We start from the raw sequence: 6,888 nt of genomic DNA, 5'->3' as shown, positions 1-6,888 counted from the left end.
CGCTTTATCGTCACCGCGCTAACGGCGACTTAAATAATATATCACGCTGGTCTAGGCGATGCAACTGTTATTTTTATCCTGCCGGTATGATCTTGAAACCTCCAAAGTCAGCCACCATAATGTAAGCAATTATAGGCGGCATCCGACCCAGGGAGGGAAGCCCATGTATAACCTGATGATCGTGGAGGACGAAAACAAGACCCGTTACTCTTTGAAACACTACGTACCATGGAAAGACTGGGAGATCGGCGACATTTTCGAGGCGGCCAACGGGAAACAAGCCCTGGATCTGGCGAAGGAGATCGTGCCCGACCTGGTCCTGACCGATATCCGGATGCCGGAGATGGATGGGGTCGAACTGGCCCATCGGCTGCATCAGGATTATCCGGATATCGGCGTCATCATGCTCAGCGCTTATTCCGACTTAACCTATTTAAAGTCCGCCATGCGAACCGGCGCGGTCGATTATCTGCTCAAGCCGATCGATATGGAGGAATTGGCGCGGGCGGTCCGAACCGCGATCGGGCGAATCAAGGCGGCAGAGGAACGAAACCGCGAGAAACGGCTGTTGGCGCGGCATCTGCCGGAGCTCCGGGAACGATTTTTCCAACGCGTGCTGCAGAACGAGTACGCAAGCGACGAAGAAAAGGCGGAGACGTCCGCCTCCTTGGGGTTCGATCCGGGAGAAGGCCGGCTTCGTTGGCGGCTTGTATCGTTTCACTTTCTAACAGAATCCTCCGGCGGAAGCCCCCTCGGCGTCCTTCCGCAATCTTCCCTGACGCGCCGGGAGCTACTGGCCGTCCTTCAGCACGCGTTTCGCGATTTTCCCCGCTGCGAATGGATCACCTCCCGCGATTCCGAGTGGATGGCCCTCGTCGCGGATTTCCCGGAGTCGGCTCCTTCCGGCGTAACGGGAACAAGCTATACGCAGTCCATTCTGGATGCGGTTTCAGCGGTTCGCGAGCACTTCGGCATCGAACTCTCCGCCAAGATCGGGGAGGAGAAAACTTCTTTTTTCCGATTATCCGAGAGCGTCAACGATTTGAAGCCCGTCGAATCGGACGAAGCCGCCGACCCCGTTAGACGCGCCGCCCTGGACGAACGTCAGCTCTCGCTCGTCGAGGAAATGAAGGCGTACGTCAAGGAGCATTTTCCCGACGACACGATGACGGTAGGCGATATTGCCGCCCACTTGAATTACACGAGCGCCTATGTGTGCATGTTGTTCAAGAAAGCGACCGGCATGACGCTGAACCATTACATTAACTTATACCGGCTTCGCGCGGCGAAAGAATTATTGCGCGATCCTTCGCTCAAACTGTTCGAGATCGCCACCCGGGTCGGCTACAGCAACGAAAATTATTTCAGCAAAGTATTCAAGAAATACGAGAACATGCCGCCTTCCGAATACGCCAGGGGAATGGAGCCGTTATGAAGCAGCGGATGTTCCGCCTGCAGCACCGGATTTTTTTCTATTTCTCGCTGCTGTTCATCCTGTCCACCATTCTATTCGGTTATTATGCCTACCGTGCCAACGTGCAAACCGCGGAAGAAAACTTCACCTCGGCCGTCTCCGGCAGCATGGCGCAATCGGCGAACGGCCTCGCGAACCTATTCGGCGAAGCGGAGAAACAAGCGAACCTTTTCGCGGCCAGCCATGTCGTGCGGGATTCGTTATCCCCCGAGCCGACGACGGCCGTCGGGCAATATGACCGTTACGTCAACTTGGAACGGGTGTCGGACGCCTACGAAGAGAATTACTCGTCATTCGGCATCCGGATTTTTCTTGACCCGCCCCGCAGGTTCATGAACGACGGCGTCCGGTATTTGCCGGTCGCTCTCCTGGACGGCGAAGACAGCCCGCGGTACCTGTTCCGGAGGAATTCCGTGCTGCATTGGAGCCTTGCCGCAGGATCGGAGAATGACGGGAACAACCTTTACGTCTTTTCCTGCTTCAGGGACATCCGGAGCCCGGACGATTTCGGCGAATACCGAGGGACGGTCTCCTTCGACATCCGGAGCAGCGCCGTATCGTCCCTATTCGCGAACGCGGCCTTTCCCGGCGGGGGGAGACTGTTCTTGCTCGACGAGAAAGGCAAAGTGATCTATGAGCCGTCGTTCGCGGGACCCGTCCGTTCTTCGCTCGACAAATCCACGATGGAACGGATCCAGACGGAACGAAGAGGGAGCCTGACGATCGATAAGCAGTTGCTCGTTTACTGGGCGTTGGACGGGTATCCGTTCTACTTGGCCGTCGACATCCCCATGAACGAGCTCTCGAATCAAAGCCGGCCGATCATGTTCAACTTCCTGCTCGTGGCGCTGCTCGTGCTCATCGTCTCGTTCATCGTGACTTTCCTCATCTCCGGCCGCGTAACCGGACAGCTGAAACGGCTGATGCAAGCCATGGCAACCGTGGACAGCCACGATTTCAACGTCAAAGTGCCGGTCAAACGGATGGACGAAATCGGGGTGCTGAGCGTGAAGTTCAACTGGATGGTCGAACGGATCCGCGCCTTGATCGAGGATGTGTACAAAACGGGCGTCGAGAAGAAAGAAGCGGAGCTGAAACTGCTGCAGGCCCAGATCAACCCGCATTTTCTGTACAACACCCTCGACAGCGTCCATTGGCTTTCCGTGAAGCATCAGGCCCCGGACATCGGTTATATGGTGCGCAACTTGTCGGCTTTTCTCCGGCTCAGCCTGCATATCGGAGGAACCTCCACGCTGGGAACGGAACTTCGGCATACGAGGGCCTATTTCAACATTCAGAAATTCCGGTTCGAAGATCGGATCGAATTGGCGGACGAAGTGCCGGAACGGCTGCACGGAATCGAAGTCCTACCGCTTATCTTGCAGCCGCTCGTCGAAAACGCGATTCTGCACGGGATTCTGAAATACGAAGACCGCATAGGAAAAATCGCGCTCTTCGCGGAAGAAGCGGACGGCATGCTGCGGCTGGAAGTCACGGACGACGGCCCGGGCATCGAACCCGCCAGACTCGAAGAAGTCCGACATGCGCTGGTATCGGAACCTTACGAAGGCGAGTCGACCGGACTTCGGAACGTGCATCGCAGAATCCGTTTCCGGTATGGCGAGCCTTACGGACTTACCGTGGAGAACAGGGCGGAGGGCGGAGCGCGGCTCGTCTTGACGCTGCCCGCCGCCCGGCCCCGTCAGGCGGAATCGCCCGATTGAACGCAACCCTCGCCCATCCGAGAAAGCCGCCCCAGCGGGCGGCTTCTTTATTTCCTAAAGCCGGGGCGGAAGGAGGATTTAATATTTTACCCGTTCGCTGAATCCATTCCATTCAAAGCGGCCGGACGGGTATGGTACATTGAAGTCCGATTCGGTGAAACGCTTACACAACGAGGTGAAGTCCGATGCTCAAAGGCCGTTTCCTGCGCGAAGGATACGGGCAGCTTTACCTGATCCTGCTGCCGTCGCTGGCGCTGCTGATTCTGTTCAAGTACGTTCCGATGGGCGGGCTGATCGTCGCGTTCCAGGACTATAACATTTTCCAAGGAGTGCGGGGCAGCGAGTTCGTCGGGTTGGAGCATTTCCGCCGTCTGTTCTCGGACGAGGAATTTTACCGGGTGCTGGGCAACACGCTGATCATCAACGTTTACAAACTGCTGCTTTGGGTGCCTCTTCCGGCCTTGTTCGCCATTTTGCTGAACGAAGTCCGCCAGCTCGCTTTCCGCAAAACGCTGCAAACGACGCTGTACCTGCCGCACTTTCTATCTTGGGTCATCGTCGGCGGAATCTTCGTCAACCTGCTCCAGACGAATGGAGGTCTGGTCAACGACCTGATCGCGAGGCTTGGCGGACACCGCATCTCCTTTATGGTCGAGCCGGGCTATTTCCGCCACATCATCGTGGCATCGGCGATGTGGAAGGAAGTCGGATGGGGCACGATCGTCTATTTGGCGGCCATTGCCGGCATCAATCCGCAGCTGTACGAAGCCGCGATGACGGACGGAGCCTCCAAATGGAAGCAAATGATCCACATCACGATTCCCGGCATCGCGTCGACGGCCGTGCTGATGGCGCTGATGTCGCTCGGCAGCGTGCTGACGAACTCATTCGAGCAGATTCTCGTCATGTACAACGCCGCCGTCTACGACGTGGCGGACGTGCTTGAAACCTACGTGTTCCGCAACGGGATCGGACAGATGCAATATTCATACACGACGGCCGTCGGCATTTTCAACGGAGTCGTCGGATTCACGCTTGTCGTAACGGCCAACACTTTGTGCCGGAAGTTCCTGGGCAAGGGCATGTGGTAAGAAGGAGGTTCGCACCCATCATGGACAAAACCTTAGCGAAAAGCGACCGGGTCTTCGTCTGGCTCTCGTACGCCATCTTGATTCTTTCCGCGGTGTTCGTCGCGCTGCCGATCCTCAATCTGATCGCCGTGTCGCTTAGCGGCGGCAACCCGGTCACCTCCGGAGACGTCGCGCTCTGGCCGAAACAATGGCAATGGGGCGCTTACCGTTACGTCAGCCATTCCGGCCAATTCCTGCGATCGTTCGACATGTCGGTCGTCATTACGCTGCTGGGCAGCGTGCTCGGCGTCATCCTGTCGATCATGGCCGCGTATCCGCTCTCTAAACCCGGCCTGCCGGCGCGCAAATTCCTGACGCTGGTCTTCGTCTTCACGATGATGTTCGGAGGCGGCATCGTACCCCAATATTTGCTGATGAGCGGCCTGCATCTGCTGAATACGGTCTGGGCGGTCATTCTGCCGTCGGTCAGCGCCGTGTTCAATCTGCTGATCGTCAAGAACTATTTCGAATCGCTCCCGGACGAGATCGAGGAATCGGCCAAAATCGACGGCGCGTCGCCCATGGTCATCCTGTTCCGGATCATGCTGCCGCTGTCCGCTCCCGTCGTGGCCACCATTTTCCTATTCTACGCGGTAGGGTTCTGGAACGATTACTTCAATCCCCGGCTGTACTTGACCGATCAAAGCCTGATGCCTCTGCAAGTGTACTTGCGGACCGTCATTTTCGAAGCGCAGGATCCGTCCGGCAATTTCAAGCTCGACCAATCGAACCTGGGCAACATCGCGCCGCAAAGCATCATCAACGCGACGGTCATCCTGTCCATGCTGCCGATGGTCATCCTGTATCCGTTCCTGCAGCGGTTTTTCCTGAAAGGCATGGTCATCGGATCGGTGAAAGGATAAGAAGAGGAGGGGTCCGCATGAGACGCGCGGCCGACCGACGGACAAGGGCGAGAGATCGCCCGTTCCGGAGCATGCAGAAGGGGACTACTCGAACCAAACAAGGAGGAACGCGAACATGAGCAAGCAAAAGCGTTTGAAAGCCGGCGCCCTCGCCGTGCTGATCGGCATATCGGCGGCGCTGGGGGGCTGCGGAGGTGCGAAAGAGGACACGTCGAACGCCTCTCCGTCCGCATCGGCCGCCGCGTCCGCTTCGCCGGCGGACGGTAAGCTGAACGTATCGCTGAAGTTTCTGTCCTATCAAGACAAATTCGATCCGACGACCGACTTCGAGCGGCAGCAAATCCAGGATATTCTCGGCGTCGACATTATTCCATCGATGGGCAACGAGGACGACAAAGTCAACCTGGTCCTGAGCTCCGGGCAAGATTACGACATGATCTCGATGAACAATCGGAACCTGCTGGCGATGTACGCGAAGAACGGGGCCATTCAGCCGCTGAACGACCTCATCGACCAATACGGTCCGAACCTGAAAAACGCGTTCACCAAAGAGCAGTGGGACATGGTATCGGCGGACGGGAAAATTTACGCGATCCCGACGTTCAACTACGAAGCGGTCACGGACGGACTGGTCATCCGCAAAGATTGGCTCGACAAGCTCGGCCTGGCGGTGCCGACGACGCCGGATGAGTTGTACAACGTGCTGAAAGCGTTCAAGGAACAGGATCCGGGCGGCGTAGGCAAAGACAAGGTCATTCCGTTCGCATTCTCGCCCGGGGATGACGGCAGCCAGCTGTTCATCAGCGGCTTGGCCGAAGCCTTCGGCATCGGCCGCGGTCCTACGGACTTCATCGTCAAAGACGGCCAAATGGTCTCGAGCCTGGATCAGCCGGGCGCCAAGGAATACATGTCGTATCTCAATAAGCTGAACGCGGACGGACTGCTTGATCCCGACGCGGCGGCCACCAAGCACGACCGGGTCGTGGAGAAAGTCGGCGCGGGCCTGGTCGGCGTTGCGGCGCTCTCCTGCTGGGATTCCGCGGCCAAGAAAGCGCTGCTGGAGAAACATCCGGACGCCGTGCTGGAATTCCTGCCTCCGATGAAAGACGCAAGCGGCAAGCAGGCGATCTCCGGATCCGGCGGTTTGTACAGCTTCGTGATCGTGCCGAAATCCTCCAAGAAAGCGGCCGACGTCGTGAAGTACGCCAACGCCTTCCTCGACGAGAAGAACTATACGAAGCTCATCTTGGGCGAAGAGAACGTGACCTACAAAGTCGAAGACGGCAAATATTATCCGATCTTCCCGGAATTCAACAAGCTCAACAAAGGCCGTTGGTTCTATCCCGTCAACGATTCGGACGTGTACACGCCGCTGTTCGGCGCCCGCGCCCGCAAGGAGAAGGAAATGGGCGAAATGTGGGACGACATCAACGCCAAATCGGCTTCCTCCATGTACACGCCGATCGTCAATCTCGCGCCGGTCGTGGAAGCCGAGCAGAAAAACGGCCAGACGCTGCGCACGCTGACGCACGAGAAGTTGATCAAAATGATGCTGGATGCGGGAGAATTGGCCAAATTCGACCAATTCTCGAGCGAATGGAAGCAGAAGGGCGGTACGGAACTGACCCGTCAGTACAACGAGTGGTATCAGGGTACCGTCGCGAAGTAAGGATAGCACGGAAAGGCGGCTCGCTTCG

General features: G+C 57.3%; 5 protein-coding genes. All 5 read left to right on the top strand.

Translation table 11 applies throughout. The annotated features are described in order from the left end of the window. Positions 1-163 precede the first annotated feature (163 nt). The 5 genes from PTZ19_RS18395 (at position 164) to PTZ19_RS18375 (ending at position 6,860) form a co-directional block, all read left to right on the top strand. Positions 164-1,435, top strand: a complete 1,272-nt coding sequence (locus tag PTZ19_RS18395; RefSeq protein WP_276356549.1) for a response regulator — start codon at positions 164-166, stop codon at positions 1,433-1,435. After that, a complete protein-coding gene (locus tag PTZ19_RS18390) occupies positions 1,432-3,198 on the top strand; it encodes a cache domain-containing sensor histidine kinase (RefSeq protein WP_276356547.1) in 1,767 nt (588 codons plus the stop codon). The genes PTZ19_RS18395 and PTZ19_RS18390 overlap by 4 nt, the downstream gene beginning before the upstream one ends. A gap of 185 nt (positions 3,199-3,383) precedes the next feature. Then, positions 3,384-4,289 carry an ABC transporter permease gene (locus tag PTZ19_RS18385; RefSeq protein WP_276356546.1) on the top strand — a complete coding sequence of 302 codons (906 nt, stop codon included), beginning with the start codon at positions 3,384-3,386 and terminating at the stop codon, positions 4,287-4,289. Between the two features lie 20 nt (positions 4,290-4,309). Then, positions 4,310-5,191, top strand: a complete 882-nt coding sequence (locus PTZ19_RS18380; protein WP_276356545.1) for a carbohydrate ABC transporter permease — start codon at positions 4,310-4,312, stop codon at positions 5,189-5,191. 115 nt (positions 5,192-5,306) lie between these two features. Then, entirely contained in the window at positions 5,307-6,860 is a 1,554-nt protein-coding gene (locus PTZ19_RS18375) for a type 2 periplasmic-binding domain-containing protein (RefSeq protein ID WP_276356543.1), read from the top strand. Positions 6,861-6,888: the final 28 nt, after the last annotated feature.

The sequence above is a fragment of the Cohnella caldifontis genome (genome assembly GCF_029360585.1).
Lineage (GTDB): Bacteria > Bacillota > Bacilli > Paenibacillales > Paenibacillaceae > Cohnella > Cohnella caldifontis.
The sequence above is the reverse complement of the archived record's forward strand: the minus strand, read 5'-3'. Positions and strand labels throughout refer to the sequence as shown.

Excerpts from the sequence above, each read along its gene's own strand:
- PTZ19_RS18375 (WP_276356543.1), top strand. The coding sequence starts at position 5,307 with ATGAGCAAGCAAAAGCGTTTGAAAGCCGGCGCCCTCGCCGTGCTGATC.
- PTZ19_RS18395 (WP_276356549.1), top strand. The coding sequence starts at position 164 with ATGTATAACCTGATGATCGTGGAGGACGAAAACAAGACCCGTTACTCT.
- PTZ19_RS18380 (WP_276356545.1), top strand. The coding sequence starts at position 4,310 with ATGGACAAAACCTTAGCGAAAAGCGACCGGGTCTTCGTCTGGCTCTCG.
- PTZ19_RS18385 (WP_276356546.1), top strand. The coding sequence starts at position 3,384 with ATGCTCAAAGGCCGTTTCCTGCGCGAAGGATACGGGCAGCTTTACCTG.
- PTZ19_RS18390 (WP_276356547.1), top strand. The coding sequence starts at position 1,432 with ATGAAGCAGCGGATGTTCCGCCTGCAGCACCGGATTTTTTTCTATTTC.